This is a genomic window from Streptomyces capoamus, from assembly GCF_014654935.1.
Classification (GTDB): domain Bacteria; phylum Actinomycetota; class Actinomycetes; order Streptomycetales; family Streptomycetaceae; genus Streptomyces; species Streptomyces capoamus.
On the sequence record NZ_BNBF01000001.1, the window covers coordinates 597,930 to 598,390 of the forward strand.

A 461-nucleotide genomic window follows, 5' to 3' on the forward strand; every position below is an offset into this window, starting at 1 on the left:
CCTCGGTGGAGGTCCCCGCGAACAGCCCGAACCACTACACCGGCATCGGCACCATCCCCCTCGGCGTCTCCAGCCGCGGCTGGAACCACGTCGGCGATCCCGACGCCTCGTACAACGGCTACACCATCGAGCCCTACCAGCGGGACTCCGGCAACTCCAAGATGTTCCGGGTACGGGCACCCGGCGGCGCCTGGACGGAGTACGTCCACACGCTGAGCGCGGGCGAGGCGCTGAACAACTCCTGGGCCGCGGTCTCGCCCGACGGCCAGTGGACGCTGTCCGGGGAGTGGGGCACGATGACCCGCCTGCTGGTCTTCCCGACCCCGGGCGTCAACCCGTCCACCTCGCCCTCGGCGAACCTGCCGCAGGTCTCCACCGTCCGTCTGGACCACGCCGTCCGTGACGTCCAGGGCTGCGACTTCTCCGGGCCGACCACCCTGCTGTGCTCCTCCGACGACCCG

The 461-nt window shown here is 70.9% G+C and carries 1 pseudogene; it reads left to right on the forward strand.

Annotated features, from left to right (window positions below):
• A pseudogene (locus IE312_RS38560) lies at positions 1-461 on the forward strand (hypothetical protein); the annotation flags it as partial.